General features: G+C 70.9%; 17 protein-coding genes and 2 pseudogenes. 10 read left to right on the top strand and 9 right to left on the bottom strand.

What is annotated here, in order from left to right; all coding sequences use genetic code 11:
• Window positions 1–29: 29 nt before the first annotated feature.
• Both ACIO5E_RS24255 and ACIO5E_RS24250 read right to left on the bottom strand, forming a co-directional pair.
• Window positions 30–350, bottom strand: coding sequence for a hypothetical protein (locus ACIO5E_RS24255; RefSeq protein WP_400671347.1), 321 nt, complete (start codon window positions 348–350; stop codon window positions 30–32).
• 93 nt (window positions 351–443) lie between these two features.
• Window positions 444–3,485, bottom strand: a complete 3,042-nt coding sequence (locus tag ACIO5E_RS24250; protein WP_400671344.1) for a LodA/GoxA family CTQ-dependent oxidase — start codon at window positions 3,483–3,485, stop codon at window positions 444–446.
• A gap of 320 nt (window positions 3,486–3,805) precedes the next feature.
• Between ACIO5E_RS24250 and ACIO5E_RS24245 the strand changes: the two genes are divergently transcribed.
• The 5 genes and pseudogenes from ACIO5E_RS24245 to ACIO5E_RS24225 all read left to right on the top strand — a co-directional run bounded on the left by ACIO5E_RS24245 (window position 3,806) and on the right by ACIO5E_RS24225 (window position 6,252).
• Window positions 3,806–4,033 (top strand): hypothetical protein, encoded by a 228-nt coding sequence (locus tag ACIO5E_RS24245; protein ID WP_400671342.1) that lies wholly within the window; start codon window positions 3,806–3,808, stop codon window positions 4,031–4,033.
• A gap of 2 nt (window positions 4,034–4,035) precedes the next feature.
• Window positions 4,036–4,494, top strand: coding sequence for a hypothetical protein (locus tag ACIO5E_RS24240; protein WP_400671339.1), 459 nt, complete (start codon window positions 4,036–4,038; stop codon window positions 4,492–4,494).
• A gap of 36 nt (window positions 4,495–4,530) precedes the next feature.
• A pseudogene (locus tag ACIO5E_RS24235) lies at window positions 4,531–4,620 on the top strand (family 1 glycosylhydrolase); the annotation flags it as partial.
• A gap of 394 nt (window positions 4,621–5,014) precedes the next feature.
• Window positions 5,015–5,659 carry a class I SAM-dependent DNA methyltransferase gene (locus tag ACIO5E_RS24230; protein WP_400671337.1) on the top strand — a complete coding sequence of 215 codons (645 nt, stop codon included), beginning with the start codon at window positions 5,015–5,017 and terminating at the stop codon, window positions 5,657–5,659.
• Between the two features lie 134 nt (window positions 5,660–5,793).
• A complete protein-coding gene (locus tag ACIO5E_RS24225; RefSeq protein ID WP_400671334.1) occupies window positions 5,794–6,252 on the top strand; it encodes a TnsA-like heteromeric transposase endonuclease subunit in 459 nt (152 codons plus the stop codon).
• A 528-nt stretch (window positions 6,253–6,780) separates the two neighbouring features.
• Here the strand turns inward: ACIO5E_RS24225 and ACIO5E_RS24220 are convergent.
• The 6 genes from ACIO5E_RS24220 to ACIO5E_RS24195 form a co-directional block, all read right to left on the bottom strand.
• The gene (locus tag ACIO5E_RS24220; protein WP_400671331.1) at window positions 6,781–8,862 is read right to left on the bottom strand and encodes a HEAT repeat domain-containing protein; all 2,082 of its coding nucleotides are present in this window, start codon (window positions 8,860–8,862) and stop codon (window positions 6,781–6,783) included.
• A gap of 120 nt (window positions 8,863–8,982) precedes the next feature.
• A complete protein-coding gene (locus ACIO5E_RS24215; RefSeq protein ID WP_400671328.1) occupies window positions 8,983–9,450 on the bottom strand; it encodes a protease inhibitor I42 family protein in 468 nt (155 codons plus the stop codon).
• Complete coding sequence (locus ACIO5E_RS24210) at window positions 9,447–9,851, bottom strand: hypothetical protein (RefSeq protein ID WP_400671326.1); 405 nt, start codon at window positions 9,849–9,851, stop codon at window positions 9,447–9,449. The genes ACIO5E_RS24215 and ACIO5E_RS24210 overlap by 4 nt, the downstream gene beginning before the upstream one ends.
• Before the next feature lie 10 nt (window positions 9,852–9,861).
• The gene (locus ACIO5E_RS24205) at window positions 9,862–11,439 is read right to left on the bottom strand and encodes a hypothetical protein (protein ID WP_400671323.1); all 1,578 of its coding nucleotides are present in this window, start codon (window positions 11,437–11,439) and stop codon (window positions 9,862–9,864) included.
• A gap of 3 nt (window positions 11,440–11,442) precedes the next feature.
• Window positions 11,443–11,757: a WXG100 family type VII secretion target gene (locus ACIO5E_RS24200; RefSeq protein ID WP_400671320.1), complete on the bottom strand. Its 315-nt coding sequence runs from the start codon at window positions 11,755–11,757 to the stop codon at window positions 11,443–11,445.
• Between the two features lie 129 nt (window positions 11,758–11,886).
• The gene (locus tag ACIO5E_RS24195; protein WP_400671317.1) at window positions 11,887–12,018 is read right to left on the bottom strand and encodes a hypothetical protein; all 132 of its coding nucleotides are present in this window, start codon (window positions 12,016–12,018) and stop codon (window positions 11,887–11,889) included.
• A 57-nt stretch (window positions 12,019–12,075) separates the two neighbouring features.
• On the opposite strand from ACIO5E_RS24195, the gene ACIO5E_RS24190 reads away from it, so the two are divergent.
• From ACIO5E_RS24190 to ACIO5E_RS24180, 3 genes are all read left to right on the top strand, one after another.
• The gene (locus ACIO5E_RS24190; protein ID WP_400671314.1) at window positions 12,076–13,356 is read left to right on the top strand and encodes an MFS transporter; all 1,281 of its coding nucleotides are present in this window, start codon (window positions 12,076–12,078) and stop codon (window positions 13,354–13,356) included.
• Window positions 13,357–13,823: 467 nt separating this feature from the next.
• The gene (locus ACIO5E_RS24185; RefSeq protein ID WP_400671312.1) at window positions 13,824–14,036 is read left to right on the top strand and encodes a hypothetical protein; all 213 of its coding nucleotides are present in this window, start codon (window positions 13,824–13,826) and stop codon (window positions 14,034–14,036) included.
• Window positions 14,037–14,138: 102 nt separating this feature from the next.
• Window positions 14,139–14,312, top strand: coding sequence for a hypothetical protein (locus ACIO5E_RS24180; protein ID WP_400671309.1), 174 nt, complete (start codon window positions 14,139–14,141; stop codon window positions 14,310–14,312).
• A 525-nt stretch (window positions 14,313–14,837) separates the two neighbouring features.
• Here the strand turns inward: ACIO5E_RS24180 and ACIO5E_RS24175 are convergent.
• On the bottom strand, window positions 14,838–15,236 hold the full coding sequence (locus tag ACIO5E_RS24175) for a transposase (RefSeq protein ID WP_400671307.1): 399 nt from the start codon (window positions 15,234–15,236) through the stop codon (window positions 14,838–14,840).
• Between the two features lie 98 nt (window positions 15,237–15,334).
• Here ACIO5E_RS24175 and ACIO5E_RS24170 point away from each other — a divergent pair.
• Both ACIO5E_RS24170 and ACIO5E_RS24165 read left to right on the top strand, forming a co-directional pair.
• Window positions 15,335–16,335 (top strand): annotated as a pseudogene (locus ACIO5E_RS24170) (IS5 family transposase).
• A 423-nt stretch (window positions 16,336–16,758) separates the two neighbouring features.
• On the top strand, window positions 16,759–18,033 hold the full coding sequence (locus ACIO5E_RS24165) for a trypsin-like serine protease (protein ID WP_400671304.1): 1,275 nt from the start codon (window positions 16,759–16,761) through the stop codon (window positions 18,031–18,033).
• Window positions 18,034–18,041 lie beyond the last annotated feature (8 nt).

Below are 18,041 nucleotides of genomic sequence, written 5' to 3'. Positions count from 1 at the left end.
TGACTCCTTGGACGGGCGTTCCGGCCCTCTCAGGCTATGCCGCTCAGAGGCTGTTCGCCCAGACGGCGGCGGCGCCAGAAGGGGCTCAGGGGCCAACGTTGCTCCTGGTCATAGGTGTTCGCATGATTTCTTCGGTAGGCCGCCGCGATCCCGTCCAGGAACGCCGTGCGGTCGGCGAGCGCTGCCGTCGTCCGTCCCCCGTCGGCGGGGCAGTCGGCCACGGCCCGTCCGGCGCGGGCACCGGTGTGCAGTGCGGTGACGATGCCCTGCGAGGAGAGCGGGTCGAAGGCGAGGGCGGCGTCCCCGGCCGCCACCCAGCCGGGCCCTGCCGCCACGGCGCCTGCCGCCACGCCGCCACGCCGCCCGCCGGACCGCCGGACCGCCGCCCGCCACCACGGCGTCGACGGGCCCGGACGGGCGCACGCGAACCGGCGGGTGAGGGGTCACCGGTTGGGCCGCAGGCGCTTGACCTTGTCGATGAACCCGACCGAGACCTCCTCGTCGGGAGCGTCCGCCATGGTGGCCGCGGTGGCCAGCGCGGCCGCGCCCAGGGCGGGGTCGGCGCCGCGGTCGACGTGCACGGTCATCAGGTTGCGCCCGGCCGGCGGGGCGGGCTCGGCCGGGAAGCTCACCTCGGACTCCACCAGGACCTCCGTCGGCAGCCGGGGATCGTCGGTGGGGCCGACCCGGCGCTCGACCACCCCGAGCTTTCCGAAGTCCTGCACCATCGCGTTGATGGCGGCCGTGTAGTCACGGGGCAGCCAGCGGAGCCAGGTCCGCCGGTTCTGGAACGCGGCCAGGCGGTCGGCGATCGGGCGGGTGGTGTCCATCACCACCTCGTAGTCCTCCTCGGCGAGCACGTGATTGGGCACCCGGGCCGGCCAGAAGGTCGGCAGGTACGGGTCGTACGGGCCGAAGCCGAGCGAGACGCTGTACTCGTAGCCCGACCGGCAGCTCGCCGTGTCGGTCTGCCACGGCACCGCCATCCACCGGGTCAGGCCGCCCGGGTCCTGGGCGTGCAGCGGGCCGTCGAGGGAGAGCGCGAGCTCCGGCGTGAGCGTCTGGCCGTAGTCGGGCGGGGGAGGCGCCAGCGGGTCGCGGTGCCGCACCCGGAACGGGCTGCTGTACAGGGTGATGTGGCGCATCGGCCAGGTCAGCTCGCAGCCGGGGTGGAAGGCGTCGGCGAGGCAGAACGACAGGGCCGCCCGGTCGAGGGTCCCGGGCTGTTCGGCGAACGGGACGTCGTCGAGGGTGGCGGGCGGCGCGGCCGTCGGGTCGTAGTCGTCGACGAAGTCCCCGCGGGCCCACCGCTGCAGGAGGCGGTACTGCAGCGCGGAGAGCGTCATGTGCTGGCGCACGGACTGGGGCGGCAGGTTCATCGCGTCGCCGTAGACCGCCGGCCAGGGCACCGGCGACATGCCGTCGCGGTCGTAGTTGCGGACGGCAAGCCAGATCTGCCGGCGCAGCTCCCGCTGGACGGGCGAGGGGTCGGCCAGCGCGGCGACCCGGGCGGGGTCGAGGAGGTGCTCGCGCCCGCCGAAGCCGAACTGGGTGGACAGGCCCTTGTTGACCCACTGCAGGCCGGACAGCCGGCGCAGCACGGGCAACACGTCACGGGTGAACGAGACCTGCTGCGGCGCGGGGAGTTGCCCGGCGCTGAAGAAGGAGTCGCGCACCAGGTCGTACATCGTGCGCACCGAGGCGAGTTCGGGAGCGTAGTTGGGGGGCGCGGTCACCACCCAGCCCGGCTCGACCGGGATCGGCCGTCCGTCGATGCTCACCTCGGCGGTGACCGGGCCGTCGGAGGTGTCGTCGTACCAGCCGTCGTTGTTGGCGAAGGTGTCGGCGGGGGTGCCGGTCGACGAGGCCGAGACGCCGTGGCCGCCGAGGAAGACCAGCCGGCCGCTGTCGTCGGTGCGCAGCTCCCCGAGGTAGACGGGTTTGCCCATGAAGGTGCCGGTGTCGAAGCGGTACTCGGGCTTGTCGGAGCGGTTGCGGCCGCGCACCGAACGGGGGCCGGGGTCGATGACCAGGAGGTCCTTGCGCTGATCGGCCTGGACCTTGGGGTTGCGCAGGTTGCTGTCGTCGGCCTGGTTCGCCTCCGGGATGTCGAGGGCGATCTGGAACTGGTACCAGGCTGCCTTTGCGTTGGCGACGTGCACGGTCCAGCGCAGGTCGGCGTTGTCGGCGGTCAGTTCGGCGACCGGCTCGCCGGCGGCGTTGTAGCCGTACACCCGGAACCGGACGCCCTGGCGCTTCAGGGCGCCGGTGACGTCCTTGTAGCTCCCGACCGGCAGCGGGGCCGGATCGTCGACCTCGGGGCCGAGGACGAAGTCGTCCATCGTGCTGTCGCCGACCCGGGCCACGCCGATGGCCGGGTGCACGGCGGCCCGGACGATCCGGGTGTCGCGGGCCGCCGGCGGGGTGATCTGCGGGCGGGCCGGGCCGGGCTCGGCCGTCGGAACGCCGTTCACGTCGCGGCGCTGTTCGGCCGAGGCCAGGTACACCGTCCTGCGCACCTCGGCGATGCTGCCCACCGGGGTGTGCTCGGCGAGGCTGTGCCACGGGTTGAGGGAGAGGTTCTCGCCGTACGCGGCCTGGCCGCGAGCCGTGACGTCCTGCTGCTGGAGGGTCAGCCGGGCCACTTTCACGGGGGCGCTCTCGGACTCCTCCCACCGCACCGTCGCCTGGTCCAGCGGCATCCTCTCGTCGTCGGTGCGGAACTGGAGCATCAGGTCGAAGGCCGCCGGACCGGCCTTGAGTCGGTGGACCAGGTCGGCGCCGAGATAGGTGGGGTCCTCGTCGGGAGGTGTCGCCGCCGGGTCGGCCGGCTCACAACCGGAGGGCACCAGCTTGTACTTGACGAAGCGATCCGGGCCGAAGGCGTAGGGCAGGACACCCCAGTAGGTGGCGGTCAGCACGCTCTGCTCGAACTTGGCCATCGCGTCGAGGATCCCGGCGGTGACCGGATGAGCTTCCAGGTACTTGTCGTAACTGCCGTCGATGACACCGGCCTTGGTGAACTCGCACATGTCCTGGGCGGTGTCGACGAAGAAGACGTCGAAGTTCTGCAGCAGCAGGTCCTGGGTGCCGGCCTCGGCGTAGCCCTCCAGCAGCTTCGGGCCGGGCACACCGAACAACTTGATGCCGACGCCGAGCGTGGTCATCAGGTCGGGAGCGCCGGGCACGGTGTCGCTGGAGAACCGCACCCAGGCGGGCAGGCCGCCGGCCTGGGTGCGGGCGCTCTCCAGGAACCCGACGCGCAGGTCCGACGGCAGGTCGTCGGCGACCGTGAGCGTGCCACGGGCCACGCCGTGCGGCTTGAGGAACACCGGCCGCTTGACGGGGTCCTGGCCGCGGGCCATCCGCACGCCCTGGGTCAGGTCCACGAACATCTGCTTCAGTGCGCCGGCCGCGTCCTCGGCGCAGCCCGGCAGGGGTGGCATCCCCGCGGTGTCGTCGAAGGGCTCGGGGGTCCCGATCATGCTGTGCTCCCGTCGGTGCGCTGGTGGGGGTCCAGGCCGGCGGACCGCCTCGGTCGACGCCGCTTGCGGCTTCCGGACCCCGGTCAAGCGTGCACAGACCATCCAGCGACTGCGCGCCGACGTACGCCCGAAACGACCAGGCAACGGGCCCGGCGCGGGCCGTCTCACTCCAACCGGCCAGCAGTGGTCGCCCGCTCAGGGGCCCGGTGACAGCGTTGTCGGTGACCGATGCTGTCGGTGACCGGCCGACCGGCCGACGGGGCGACCGGCCGACGGGGCGACCGGCCGACGGGGCGGCCGCTCCGAGGAAAGGAAAGTCCATGACCAGAAGAGGATTCAGCGTCACTGTCCAGGGCGACCTGGAGGGGGACGTGCTGCAGCGGATCGGGGACGCGGTGCGAAGGCTCGTCCTCGACCAGGTCGCGGAGCTCGATCTCGCGCCGCCGCTGCGTGAGGTGCCGCTCGGCGAGACCGGTTCGCCCGGCGACGCGGTGGACGCGGTGCTGAAGCGGCCTGGTCCGATCGGGCTGCAGATGGAGCAGGAGTAGGAGTGGCCGAGACCGAGGCCGGCCCAACCCGGGCCGGGGCGACCTGCCCGAGCAGCCTGTGCGCCCCGGGCAACCTACTGCTCGGCATCGTCCGGCAGGACGGGACCGTCGCCGCACTGCGCCCGCCGCTGACGGTGGACGCCGAGTTCACGGCCCGGGCCTCCGCCCCCGGCCTGCGCCCGCCCGAGGCGCGGTTCCGTTTCGCCGGGCCCTGCGTCGAAACGGCCTGCAGTCAGTGGGAAGGGTCCCGCTGCTCGCTCGGCGACGCGGTGGCGCACGCCGCGCACGAGGTGGGCGCGGACGACCCGGACGCTCCACTTCTCCCGTGCGCCGTCCGTTCCACCTGCCGCTGGTGGCAGCAGGGAGGTTCCGCCGTGTGCCGAGTCTGCGACCGGATCGTGCACACCTCCAAAGCGCCCGCCGAGCCGACAGCCTCTGCCGTTTCGGCGTTGACCCGATAACATGAGTTCTCCTCACGTTTATGTCAGGAGGCTGCCATGCCGGATCGCTTCGACCTGCCGGCGGGGTTCCGCTGGGGTGCCGCCACCGCCGCGTACCAGATCGAGGGGGCGGTGGCCGAGGCCGGGGGTGCGGCCCCGCGTTCGGCACGGGGGAGCCGAGCGGGGCCGCGATCGGGCCGCCCGGGAGGCGGTGTCCGTCTCCCGGGCGGCTGACATCCAGTCAACGCGCGGCGGGCGGATCCGGTCAGGAAGAAGTGCGGGCGTCCTGGCAGCGGCGGACCGGAAGAGTTGACGCGGGCTTTGCGAACAGGTCGGCGCGCGGGGTGACAGCGGCGCTACGTTGGTGTCCGGTCTCGATAGAGATGGCGGATTCGCGGCGAGGCTGGCGAGTCGTGCGCTGGTCGTCCAGGTGATGGTGGCGAGCATGGCGGACAGCTGCCCTACGACATCGGAGCTGGCACATCTCATTGTGGTCAGCCGGCTGGGCACGGATCATGATCATTCGGCTACTGTGTCGGGCATGAACGCGGACGGCTGGTTGGCAGACACCCGGACCTCCTACGACACGGTCGCGGTCAGCTATGCCGACCAGATTCGCGAGGCTCTGTCCGGGAAGCCGTACCTTCGAGCGGCTCTGGTGTTGTTCGCCGACCTGGTGCACACCGCCGGCGGCGGGCTGGTGGCGGACGTGGGCTGCGGTCCTGGACACGTCACCGCGCACCTGCATGAGTTGGGTCTCGACGCCTTCGGTATCGACCTTTCACCCGTGATGATCGACGTGGCTCGGCGTGATCACCCCAGCCTGCGGTTCGAGGTGGGCTCGATGACGGACCTCGATCTTGCCGATGAGTCGGTCGCTGGCCTGCTCGCTTTTTGGTCACTGATTCACGTCCCCGACGATGTGATTCCCACGGTCTTCGGTCACTTCCGGCGGGTGCTGCGCCCCGGCGGACCGCTGCTGCTCGGCTTTCATGTTGGCGACGAGTCGCGGCTGAAGACGCAGGGCTACGGCGGTCACCCGATGAAGGTCCACGTCCACCGCCGCCAGCCTGGACAAGTGGCGGCCTGGCTGCGCGATGCCGGGTTCACGGTTGAGGCCCACCTGCTGACCGACCCCGACGAGAGTCTGCCGGGCGCGCTCCTCTTCGCGCGCCGCCAGCCCTAGCCAGCTCCGCTGAGCTCATCCTTTTAAGGCGGGCCAGTGGCGGGATCTCGGTGGCTTGGCCAGCGGTGCGCCACTCATCTCGGTGAAGGCGAAGTCGGCGGACAGCGAGTGTTGAGCCCCGGCACCGTGGTGGTGTGACGGCTGTTCTTCAGGGTGTTGCAGGTGGTGCTCCGACAGCAGTGCGGGGGTTCGAGGTCGCGTACGTTGACCGGCGCGGCTGTGAGCACAAGTCGACTTTGGCCGATGCGGTCGCGGTGGCGTTCGAGGACGGACGGCCGGTGCGGTCGTTTCCGTCGTGGCGGGGGCAGCGAAACTATCCGGGGTTGTGGTGGTCGGCGACCTCGGGGCGGCATGTGGGCTACGAGTCGTGGCTGGAGCGCGACCACGCGATGCTGCTGGACTTCGATGACCAGATCACCGGCTTTGCCTCGCAGCCGCTTTGGCTGTTCTGGCAGGAGGGCAGGAAGCGGCGTTCGCACGCACCGGACTGGTTCGCGCGGCGCGCGGACGGCTCGGGTCGCGACCACGCACCGGCAGACGGCCAACTGTCCTTCGGGGCAGTTCACCCCGACCCGCGCCGACCGCCCTGGTGAGCAGGTGCAGATCGACACCACGAAGCTGGACGTCCTCATCGTGCTCGACGACGGTGCGATCGGTAGGCCGGAACTGACCATCGCGGTCGACGTGGCGACGAGGACGATCTGCGCGACGGTGCTGCGGCCGGAGAGCACCAAGGCCGTGGACGCGGCTCTGTTGCTGGCGAGGATGTTGGTCCCCGAGTCAATGCGGTCGACGTGGCCGGCGTCGATCGCCGAGTCCGCCTCCCGGCTCCCGCACGCCCGGTTGGTGCGGCTGGGCGCACGATTCGAGCGGGCTGCGGCCAAACCGGTGATCATTCCGGAGACCATCGTCACCGACCATGGGGCGGTCTATCTTTCGCGGACCTTCACCGACGCCTGCCAGCGTCTGGGCATCTCGGTTCAACTCGCGCACCGAGGCCGACGGTTGTGGCGGCCTACCAATGCTGGCAGCTCCGGTAGCGGGTATGGCGTTGCCGCCTCCGGGCAGGGCCAGCCGGACGGCGACTCTCGGAGTAAGCAGGGGGCACGATCTCATGCTGCTCAGACGAAGCGTTGGATGATGGCGTGGCCGATCCGCTGCAGTTCCTTGTCGTTGTCGATGCTGGTGAACCGGCCGCCGCGCCGTCGGCGGGCCAGCTGCTCACGGATCAGCGGCAGCGCCGGCTCGGCGGCGATGCCCATGCGGTCCAGGCAGGCGACCACCAGGTTTGCCGTCGACTGGTTCTGTTCCCAGGCCTGGAGCAGCGTCTCCAGGACTGCCGGTGCCTCCGGTTCGCCGCCGATCGACCAGAGTGCGGCGGCACAATGGACCCGGACCCACTCGTAGTCGTGGCCGAGCAGTTCCCGAAGGCGTGGCAGTGCGCCCGCGGCGGCGGGGCCGATCGCGGCGAATAGGTCGGCGATGTCCGTGGGCCGGGTGCCGTCGGCGAGGAGGTCCAGCAGCGGCGGCAGGATCTCGGCCGGGTCGGCGCCGGTGGCCCGCAGCGCGGCGAGGGCGGCGAGCCGAACGTCGGCGTCGTGCTCGGTGGTGGCCGCCAGGGCGCGGATGTCCGCGAGGGCAGGTTTTGCCGCGGGGCCGAACGCCGCCAGGGCTTCCAGGGCCTCGCTCATCAGGCCCCATCGCTCGTGCCGCACCGCGGCCGCCAGGGTCTCGGTGACGGCGGGTACCGCCGCCTGGTCCGCTAGCGCGGCGAGCGAGGCCAGCAGGGGGCGTGCGCTCGCCCGGCCCCGCCGCTCGGTGAGGTCGACGCGGCGCAGCCGTTCGCACAGCGGTGGCACCAGTTGGTCGGCTGCCTGCGGCAGGTACTGTGCGGCCTCCACTGCCCGCCAGTCGTCGACGCCGCTGTCCAGGGCTGCCAGCAGGTCGGGTACCGCTCGCGCGTCTCCGAGGCGTGCCAGCGCTTGCACCGCCTCCTGGTGGGCTCGGCGGAGCAGCGGCTTCGGTGCCGCCCAGGCGTGCGGCCCGTGAGTCGTTCGCTGGGCGGCGACGTAGTTGGCGAGTGCCTCGCGGGCCGGCTCGGTAGCGGGGCCGCAGTCGTGGAGGACGGTTGCGGCCTCGGCCGCGACCTCGGGGTGGGCTGCGCCGAGGTGCTCGGCGACCAGGGCGACGAGCTGGGTGTGGTCGCCGCGCCAGGTCTTGATGAGGTCCCTGCTCATCCGCAGGGCGTCGAGGCGGGAGCCGGGGTCGGGAGCGCGCAGTTGTTCCGCGAGGAGGGTCGAGCGCTCGGCCACCCAGCTGTCGAGCACGTCGTGGAAGGTGCGGAGCAGTTCGGTGGTCGGCGCGTGGCGGTGCCCGTTTCGGCCCAACTGCTCGAAGGCGGCGGCGATCCACGGTGGCACATCACCGTCGGCCGGGGCCGGGGGTGGCGCCGGGCCGGTCGATACCCACCAGGCGTCGTCCGGGTCTGGTGTCTCCTGCGCGAGGTCCCGTCGCAGGCCGATCGCCGTCGCGATGGTGTCCTCGCCGATCCGCTCCGGAGCGCACCTGGCCTGCTGGATGACGGCCGCGAGCCTGATCGCGGCCCCTTGCGTCGGGTCGGTGGCGAGCGCGGTGAACCAGGCCTCGGCGGTGCCGGCCGCCTCCGGCAGGCGCAGGGCCAGGGTCGCCATCGCTTCCACGGCCAGGAGCCGTTGGGCGATGCCGTGTTCGGCGGGCAACCTGTCGCGCAGGAGCGTGGACGCCCGCCGCGCGTCGTCGATGAACAGCCCCAGCCCCGGGATCGCGGCCCGCCGGATCAGGGGATCGGGGTCGGCCGCGAAGCCGACGAACCGCTCCGCGTGCTCGCGCACGACCGCCGCCGCCCCGATGAAGTCGGCGTTGCAGTACTCCTTGTCGCCGTGTTCGACGGCGGCTTTGCCGATGGCGACGAGCAGTTCGACGATCGCGGCCCGGTCCGGTATGCCGGGACCGTCCGCCAGCTCGAACAGGAACGGCAGCGTGGCCGTCGTGCACTCGTCCACCGTCCCCTGGTGGAAGACCTGGTTGTAGTAGAGCGTGAGGGCTTTCGCCCGTTCGTCGGCGTCCGGCGCGCGCAGGGCGAGCAGCATCGCCGGGACGTCGTCCGCCGGGCCGTAGGCGTGGTGGAGCGAGGACCAGTCGACGGTGTGGAGTGCGGTAAGCATGAACGGCACTATGCCCGTTCGCACCGACAGCAAGATCGACTGGGCTGGGGCAGACGATCGACGCCGTGTAGCCGCCGCCGGCGACGAGGACGACGCACGCATCGTCCCGGGGACGGCGGCTCAGCGGACGTCGACGGTGAACTGGCGCTTGGTCTGCTGCGGCCCGCCGGAGAACGTCATCCCTTCGCGGTCGCGGGACCCGACATGCACGGTGATGGTGGTGCGGCCGGGCTTCTCGGCGCGGAAGGTGAAGTAGTAGTGGCCGCCTGTGCCGAGGGCTCCGGTCTCACCGAAGCCGAGCAGGTCCTTGATGCCGAAGTTGTCGACGTACTCGTCCCCGGCGGTCTGCACGATGGCCGGGTCGGGGGCAGGGGTGGCCATGGTCCAGATGTCGCCCGCCTCCTGGTAGGCGAACACCTCGATCGAGAAGAGCTGGCCGGGCTTGACCGCCAGCTCGCCGGAGGCCGCGGTGAACACGGTGCCGTGGTCGAGCTTGCCCGTGGTCAGCCGGTGGACGGCCAGCGCGCCCACGGTGGCCACGACGGCAAGCACCGCGACCGCCGCGATCAGGATCCGGCGCCAGGTCACGAGGTCGCCTTCCGGTGCACGACCCGCAGCGCCAGCACGGCGGCGACCGCGTCCAGCCACCGGGCGACCAGCAGGTCCCCGGTCGCATCGCGGATCACCATCGCGGCCGCCTCCAGCCAGCCGCGCGCCGCCGCCGCAGCCGGGCCGGGCAGCGGTTCGGGCAGTGCGGCCGCGTAGCGGGTGCCGCCGGAGCGAACCACCTCGCCGAGGAAGACCACGGCGCGCGGCAGCACGCCGAGCCGGTCGACGGTGATCGCGGCGGCCACAGCGCCGTTGCCGAACAGGGTGGAGCGGTGCGCGCCGGGGTCCGGGAGGCCGAAGCGCAGCAGGACCTCGACGTCGAGTTCGGCCAGCCGGGCGTCGCTCATCGGTTGCGGGCCGGGCTGTGGGGTGGTGTTCAACTGGGGCCCCTCACTTGGGCAGTCGGATGCTTTCGACCTCGGGGTGCTTGTCGTCGGACGCGCCCTGCATGTGGTTGTTGACGAAGTCGCTCTCGCTGACCCAGACGGTGTAGCCCCAGGGGTTGTAGACCTCCAGCTGGTCGCCCCGGTGCCCGATGATCACCATCTGGTGGCGGTGGGGGTCGTACCAGGGGCCGCCGTAGACGGAGACCGGGACGGGTTTGCCCTCGTCGACCTTCTGCTCGATCTGGGCGAGCGCGTCCTGGCGCTGATCGTGGCTGTCGAGGTCCACGTTGTGGTACTCCGCGCCGGTGTGCTTGGCGATCTCGTCGTTGGCGATGTCCTTGGACTCGAAGTCGTACATGCCGTCCGACCACTCGTGCCACCAGCCGCGCTCGTCGTAGACCCGGTTGGTCTCCTTGTCCCATCGGTCCTTCGCGGCCTGGCCGTTGTCGTACGCCGGGTCGCCGGGGTGTCCGCCGGTGGTGAGCTGGAAGGCGAACAGCGGGTCGACCAGCGCCCGGGCGGTGACGGTCGAGGCCGCCACGCAGGTCGAGTGCTGGCCCTGGTCCCATGCGACGCCCCGGTAGCCCGTGCCCGCCGTCTGGGGGGAGGCCGCGTCGAGCTGCACCGGGGAGATCCGCTCGGCGAGCCAGCCGGGGTTGTCGCCGTGCTCGTGGATCTGGTCGTCGAAGGCCTTGATCTCGTCGTAGCCGTGCCCGGCGGCCAGCGCCTTCATCAGGTAGGCGCGCTCCTGCGGGGACTTGGTGCCGGCCAGCAGCTGGTCGAACCGGGCCCGGTCGGCGTCGCTCATCTGGTCCATGAGCTGGGCGGCGCGGGTGGCGTTGGCGGCGGTCAGGATGGTGCCGTAGGCCTGGCTTCCGGCGACGGAGGCGTCGACGATGACGAGCTTGTCGGCCGCGCCGAGGCCCTTGTTCGTGAACTTGCCGGCCAGCGCCTTGCCGGCCAGCGCGGTGAGTTCCCGGGCGGCCGCGCGGCCTGCGTTCTCGGCCTTCACCGCGGCGTCGTGGATCGACTTGATGCCGTCCTTCGCCTTCGCGTGGGCGGTGTGCATCTTGTCGTCGTCCCAGTGGACCGGGTCCGGTGCGCCGGCGACGGTGATGTCGTGCAGCAGCTTCAGCGCCTCGCTGAGCGGCGCGGCGCCCTGGCCGTGCAGGGTCTGCGCCTCGCTCAGCGCGGTGGACAGCGCCTTGAGCTGGTCGCGGCCCTTGGCCAGGGCGTCACGACAGCGCATCAGGTCGTCGGCGGAGGACTTGACGACCTCGGCGGCCTTCTCGCCGACCTGCCCGGTCCAGGCGGCGGGCAGGTGCTCGGAGCTGACCCGCTCGACCTTCATCTGTATCTCGTCCAGCTGGCTGCTCGCCGTGTTGTACGCGGCGGCGAGCCCGCCGAGCTTGCCGCAGTCGCCCTTGGGAGCGGGCAGCTGCAGGGCGTCGTGGACGGCGTACTTGAGGTCGCCGGCGCCCCACATGCCATGGGACTCGTCGATGGTCTTCTTGAGCCGCTCGGCCTGCTGCCGCTGGCTGCCCGCGTCCTGCCCGAGCGGGTGCGCGTCGTGGTCGGGCACGGGTCACGCCCCCTGCTGGTACTGCTGCTGGACGCCGTGGTCCGTCTTGGCGTAGTTGGCCGCGGTGGTGTGCACCCGGCCGCCGAGGTCGGACAGCGCGTCGACGTTCACCTGGAGCTCGTCCTGCCAGGCCGACCAGAAGGCCTTGGCCGCGTCACCCGCGTACTCGCCGAAGGTCTCCGGGACGGACATGTTCAGCTTGCCCAGGGTCTCCTTGACCCCGGCCACATCCGTACTCGCCGTGATCAGCCGATCGCCCGCGTCCCCGAGTTTCTCCGGGTGCGCGCTGAACCCCGTCCCGGCACCGTCGTCGCCCATGTTTTCTCCCCCAAAACCCCTTGGACACGGTCCGTAGACCGCCGGACAGCATAACGTCAGCTCCACCACCTCCCAACCTGAACCTCCTGGAGCAGGCCGACACCTGCGAGGTCCGCCGGCCCGACCGCCCTACTCGCCGCCGATGATCCTCACGACCACGTCCCGCTCCCACGCGTCGCACTCCGCTCCCACCACCACAGCCACCGACGCGAAGGCCTCCGCCAGCGTCTGCCGGTCGTCGTCGTGGCCTGCTGGAGCCACGGATCCGCACCCGGGCTCCCTTGACCTCAAGCGCGCTTGAGCCACAAGTCTGACCGGGTGACTCCCCCACCGACTCGTCCGCTGCCGCTGACGTACCGACCGCTGTTCGCCCACCGCGCGTTCCGGCGGCTCCTGCCCGCTCTCGCCGCCTCCGACCTCGGTGACGGAATGAGCGTGGTCGCCGTGGCGTGGCTGGCCGTCCTGATCGCGCCTCCCGGTCAGTCCGCACCGGTTGCCGGTGCCGCGGTCGCCGCCTACGCCCTGCCCGGGGCCGTCGGAGCGCTGGTCTTCGGCCGGTGGCTGCGCCGCCTGCCTCCCCGCCGGCTGCTGGCCGCGGACAGCTGGGTCCGGGCGCTGTTTCTCGGGTGTGTGCCCCTGGCGTGGGCGGCGGGAGTGCTGCACCCGGTTCTCTACGTCGCCCTGCTCGCCGGATCGTCGGTGCTGCACGCCTGGGGCAGCGCGGGGAAGTACTCCCTGCTCGCTCAGGTGCTGCCCCAAGAACAGAGGTTGGCCGCGAACGCGCTGGTCAGCTCAAGCGGTTCGGCGTCGGTCATCGCGGGCCCCGCGCTCGCCGGATTCCTGGCGACGGCTGTCAGCCCGGCCTGGATCGTCGGCCTCGACGCCGTCTCCTTCGCCGTCCTGGCCGTTCAGGCCAGCCGGTTGGACGACGCGACCGGGGAGGCGACGACGACGGCTGTGCCGGTCGACGACGGTCGATCGGTGGCCGGCCTCCGCCTGGTATGTCGTCAGCCCGAGCTGCTTGGGATCCTCGCGCTGACGTGGTCCCTCAATTTCCTCTACGGACCGGTGGAGGTCGCGCTCCCGCTGCACGTCACCGGTGATCTCCATTCCGGCGTGGGCCTGCTCGGGCTGTACTGGACACTCTTCGGCGTCGGCGCTGTTGTGGGCGCCCTGGCGGTGGGCGCGCTGCGCAGGCTCCCGCTCTGGCCGGTCACCCTGGGCATCGTCGCCGGCTGGGGCCTGGCCCTCGTACCGTTCGGCCTGGAGGCGCCGGTCTGCGTCTCCGTCACCTGCTTCGCGTTGGGCGGCGTGATCTACGGACCCTTCACCGCGCTGTCCTTCGCCCTGTTCCAGGAACGCACCCCGGAGGACTGGCTGACCACCGTCCTCGCCGCCCGAAGCGCCGCCCTCCTCACCGCCGCGCCCGTGGGCACCGCACTCGGCGGCCCCCTCACCGCCGCGCTGGGCCCCCGGCCGGTGCTGGCCGCCTCGGGGATCGCGACCATCGCCCTAGCCGTCACTGCCGCCGCGATGCGGGTCCAGGGGCATCGGACGCGGTCACGGCCCGCTGGAGAAGCCATGGATCGGACGGGGTGATCAGCGGCCATGCGATCCGCCCGCCCGACGCCCTGGACCTCGTCGAAGGTCGCTCTGGCGGCTGATGATGGGGGTGGCCGTGGGTAGTGTCAGGCTGGGGCCTGAAGGCCTCGCGGCGGGCGGGCGACCGGGCCCACGCCGGTCGCGCTGCGGCGGCCGTCCGGCCCACCGCTCGCTCCGCTGCCGACGTACCCGCCGGCCATCAGAACGCAGCAGCAGGCTGACCACCGGCCCCGGGGGGCTGAGGAGGCAGCTTCGGAAGCTCCTCGGGTTGAGCTCATCACCGGTCCAGCCCCAGGCACGGCAGGCCTCGCTGTTGCCATCTGGTGTTCCCGACCCGGAAACAGAGGCGCAACGCCATCCGGGACGTCCATGCTGTCACGCACCGTCAGGCCGATCCGGCCGACGGACAGGTCGTGGTCGGCAGGGGCCGCCACGGATCGACGAGGTTCAAGGTGCAGCGTGCGATGCTGTCGACCAGGGCGACTTTGGTGCTGCTGATCGGCATGCTCACGGGTATCGGCGCGGGGATCTTGTCCGCCGCGGGGGGCGTGCACCTGGCTCAGTGCGTCCTGTACGGCATCGGCGCCTTCGGCGTGAGCGTGCCTTTCGTCAACCAGCTCGTCGCCACCCCCGAGAAGGAGTCTGCGGAGTCGGCGGAGACCGAGTCCACTTCCTGACACCGGTGCGGCCCGGGTGCTCCGTTTCCCGGGCCGCTGCCGTACCGATACTGCGAGGATGGTGGCGCCGTGGAGGCCCATGAGACACCGGGGGGTGCACAGGTGGGGAACCTGCAACCGCTGAGCCCTGACCTGAACAAGGAGTGCCGCGCCTTCGCGGAGGCCCTGCGCAGCTTGTTCGCGGGACTGCTGCCCACGGTGTCGGTACGCCGCGAGACCGCCCTCGCCGGGCTGCACCCCGGCGACGGGCTGACGGTGGTGGGGCTACCCGAGTAGCGGGACCAGGCAGTCAGCCCGTTGTCGGCTGTCGTTGGATGTGGGTGTACGGGACGGGTTTGCCGGTGACGGCGTCGGCCAGGGTCCGGGTGCCGAGTGGCTGGTGCAGAACGGCCTTGAGCTGGGCGATGCCACCGTCCTCGCACCCAACGTCTGGGCCCGAAGCGTCCCGGCGCTTCAACAGCAGTGTGACTTTATCCGTCGATTCCCGTGCCACCAGGTCGGGTTTGTAGTCGCAACCGCTCCAGTCGACCTCGATCGTGATCGCGATCGTCCGCTTCTGCGGCCGTATTTCTCGTAGACGGGTCGGCGAGCTCGATTCGGCCGAGGACCGATGCGTCCCGCCTCACGTAGGGAAGCGGATAGTCGGATTCACCACCCGACGCATAGCACGCCGACACCCCGACCCGGCAGCATGCGAACCTCCTCATCCACGCAGCCATGCACGATCAATGCCGCAGCGGCATAAGGCAGTTGATCCAGCCGCTACTGGAGTTGAATGCGTGATGTCGGCGTCGACCGGAGTCAGTCGTTCATGTCCAGGCCAGCCTGGACGAGGCAGCCGTCGATCAGGTGCGGGCGGTACTGGATCTTCTTGAGGCGGGTCCGGACGGTCTTGGCCAGATGGTCGACGTTGGCGGCTGCCAGGTTCCCGATTCCGCGTTTAACCAGGGCCCAGATGCCCTCCTGCGGGTTGAGGTCGGGCGCGTAGGAGGGGAGTTGGAAGACGGTCAGCCAGTCCTCGTTCGCCGCGATGAACTCCTTCATCGGAGGCGTCAGGTGGGTGGACAGGTTGTCCCAGACGAGCACGATCGGGCCGCCGAGCTGGATGTGTGCCCGCAAAATCAGGTCGCGGTAGTCCTGCCACGTGAATGCCTTGCGCTCGCCTTTGCGGCCGCGATGGATGTGGAAGCCGTAGATCATCCGGGAGCGATGGCCTGCCTTCTAGGGCGGGTATCGGGTCGCGATCAATCTGTGGGAATCGCCCTCACGCCGTGGCCTGATCGGGTAGATCATGTCGCGTGACGCGAGTGCAACTGACGGATGCGGAATGGGAGTTCATCGAGCCGTACCTGCCGATCGGCGAGTACGGCCCGTACCCGGAGTGACTGCGGCAGCAGTTCGAGGGCGTGATCTGGCGGTTCAAGACCGGAGGGCGGTGGCGGGAGATGCCGGCGGAGTTCGGCGCGTGGTCGACCGTCTCCAATCGGTTCCGGCAATGGCGTGACGCGGGCGTCTTCGAAGCCCTGCTGGAGGGCGCGATCGCGGAGGCCGCGAGGCGGGGCGAGGTGGACTTGTTCCTGGTCAGCGTGGATTCCACCACCGTTCGGGCCCACCACGATGCCGCCGGGATGCGCCTGGGCTCCGACGCCCTGGCCCTGGAGAAGGCCGCCGACGAGGCGGAGAAGGCCCGGCAAAAAGGGGAGGTCCGGAAGAACAAGACGGACAGGACACCGCAGATGACCCAGAACGCGAAGAACGACGACGTGCCCGGCGGCGGCGCGAGCTCTGCTTGAAGGCCGCACTGCTCGGACGCTTCAGAGGCGGGCGGACCAGCAAGATCCATGTCGCCGGTGAGCGGAAGTGCCGACCGCTGGTGTTGATGATGACCGAGGGGCAGGCCGTTGACAGCCCGCAGTTCATCCCCGTGCTCAAGAAATTACGGGTCCGCGGGCCGGTGGGCCGTCCCCGTACCCGGCCCGACGCGGTCGTCGGGGACAAGGCCTACTCGTCCCGCGGCAACCGCGCCCACCTGCGACGGCGCAAGGTCAAGGCTGTCATCCCGGAGAAGAAGGACCAGGCCGTCAACCGGGCGAGGAAGGGCAGCCGTGGCGGCCGGCCCGTCAGCCACGACGCCGACCTCTACAAAGAGCGCAACACTGTCGAACGCCTGATCGACAAGCTGAAGGCCTGGCGAGGCATCGCCACCCGCTACGACAAGACGTCCGCCAGCTACCTCGCCGGCCTGCACCTCCGCGGCGCGATGGTCTGGATCAAAGACCTCAACAGGATCACCCCTTGATCGCGACCAAATACGCTCCCTAGTCGGAGTGGCCCGCCAGTGGCGCGCCCACCCCGACTACCCGGCGGCTGCCCGCTGAGGAGTACCGGTGAGGTGGGTGCGCCGCTGGCGTCCTGTCGAACTTGCGGTCCAAGAGCGGGCTTGGTCGGGGTGGACGGAACGTGGATCCTCGGCGAGGAGGGGGAGCGGTGAGCGCGGGCAACCTGCCGGTGCCCGCCGGCGAGGCGACGTCGTTGGTGCGGTTCCCCGGCCCGTTCGGGGGTTCAGGCCGGGGGTCGCTGTTCCACGATGCCGGTGACGGCAGCCGACGGCGCGCGGGGCTACGCCGTGGCGATGGGCGCACCCGGCTTTCCTCGCCGGGCTGCGGCACGCATACGATCCGATAACTCCGCGTGAGGGCATTGGTCACTCTATGGTGTCTCCATGCGCGGATCGAAACTCCTGTACGCGGCAGCGGTCCTGGTCCTGGGCGCCGCGTCCATCGCCGTCGCAAGGGCCCAGGACACCGTCGACGAGACCCGCATGGCTCCGGCGATCCTGCTGAGCCGCGAGTACCACGAGAAGCACCTGCAGCCCATCGCGGATGAGATCCACCGGCTGATCGACACCGGACAGGTCGACGGCAGTGACTTCGCCTCAGTCGTGTTCCACGGCGACGAGCACTACCTCGACCTCTACTGGAAGGGAGCCCTCCCCGCCAGGATCACCGAGGCCGTCGACGCCTGGCGCACGCGCACCCGCGAGGCGATGCGCCACGACCCCGCCGGCCCGGTGAGCCCCGACTACGACGTCCACTACCGGACGGCCGCCTACTCGCTCTCCGAGATGGACGGGGCCATCGGCAGGTTCATCGGCACCGTCGGCAACGACAAGGCGGAGTGGTCCTCGATCTCCCCGGCCAACGACGGCAGCGGCCTCGTGCTCTCGTACCAGCCGAAGGCCAGCAAGCGCATCGCGCCGGCCAACGCGCCGATGCGCGACTACGAGGCCCGGGCCGAGCAGATCGCCGGCATCCCAGTCCACCCGCAGATCGGCTCCCCCGAAACTCCCACGCAGGGCAGCCGCACCAGCGACGCCCCGCCCTGGTACGCCGGAGCCGACCTCAGGCTGAGTGACAACAGCCGTTGCTCCACCGGAGTGCCGGGCTGGGTCAACGGCAAGCGCGTCCTGCTCACCGCCGCCCACTGCCAGACCAGCGGGAACGTCTACAACGGGCAGCGCGTCGTCGGCGAGGTCACCGCGTCCGACGGCGGCCTCGACGTTGCCGTCATCACCACCGACACCAGCACCACGGCCCGCTTCTACAGCAGCGCCTGGAACAGCAGCGACTCCCGCCCGCTGTACGGCCCGGCGCGCCTGGACCCGGGCCAGTCCGCCTGCTTCAGTGGCGCCACGTCCGGGTTTCACTGCGAGCTGGAGGTCACGCGCGTCGGCGTCCACTCGCCGTCGGGGCGCACCAACGCGACCGAGGTGAAGTCACGCGGCGGAGGCATCGCTGTCGCCCAGGGTGACAGCGGCGGGCCGGTCGTGGCCAACCCGCAGGGCGACTCGATGGCGCCGGTCGGCGTCATCATCGCCGGGAACACCGACACGAAGATGCCGTGCAGCGGCACCTCGTCCACGACGACATGCTTCTCGACCGGTTACTACACCCCGCTCGACCCGGTGGTGTCCAAGTTCGGGTTCTCGGCGTTGTGACCCGCCTG

Origin of the sequence: Kitasatospora sp. NPDC087314 (assembly GCF_044744365.1) — a bacterium.
GTDB lineage: Bacteria > Actinomycetota > Actinomycetes > Streptomycetales > Streptomycetaceae > Kitasatospora.
Note: the sequence above shows the minus strand (reverse complement) of the source record. Positions and strands in the feature narration are given on the sequence as shown.

Bases quoted from the DNA above. Each gene is read 5' to 3' on its own strand.
- ACIO5E_RS24165 (WP_400671304.1), top strand. From the start codon at position 16,759: ATGCGCGGATCGAAACTCCTGTACGCGGCAGCGGTCCTGGTCCTGGGC.
- ACIO5E_RS24250 (WP_400671344.1), bottom strand. From the start codon at position 3,485: ATGATCGGGACCCCCGAGCCCTTCGACGACACCGCGGGGATGCCACCC.
- ACIO5E_RS24175 (WP_400671307.1), bottom strand. From the start codon at position 15,236: ATGATCTACGGCTTCCACATCCATCGCGGCCGCAAAGGCGAGCGCAAG.
- ACIO5E_RS24245 (WP_400671342.1), top strand. From the start codon at position 3,806: ATGACCAGAAGAGGATTCAGCGTCACTGTCCAGGGCGACCTGGAGGGG.
- ACIO5E_RS24200 (WP_400671320.1), bottom strand. From the start codon at position 11,757: ATGGGCGACGACGGTGCCGGGACGGGGTTCAGCGCGCACCCGGAGAAA.
- ACIO5E_RS24185 (WP_400671312.1), top strand. From the start codon at position 13,824: ATGCTGTCGACCAGGGCGACTTTGGTGCTGCTGATCGGCATGCTCACG.
- ACIO5E_RS24220 (WP_400671331.1), bottom strand. From the start codon at position 8,862: ATGCTTACCGCACTCCACACCGTCGACTGGTCCTCGCTCCACCACGCC.
- ACIO5E_RS24230 (WP_400671337.1), top strand. From the start codon at position 5,015: ATGAACGCGGACGGCTGGTTGGCAGACACCCGGACCTCCTACGACACG.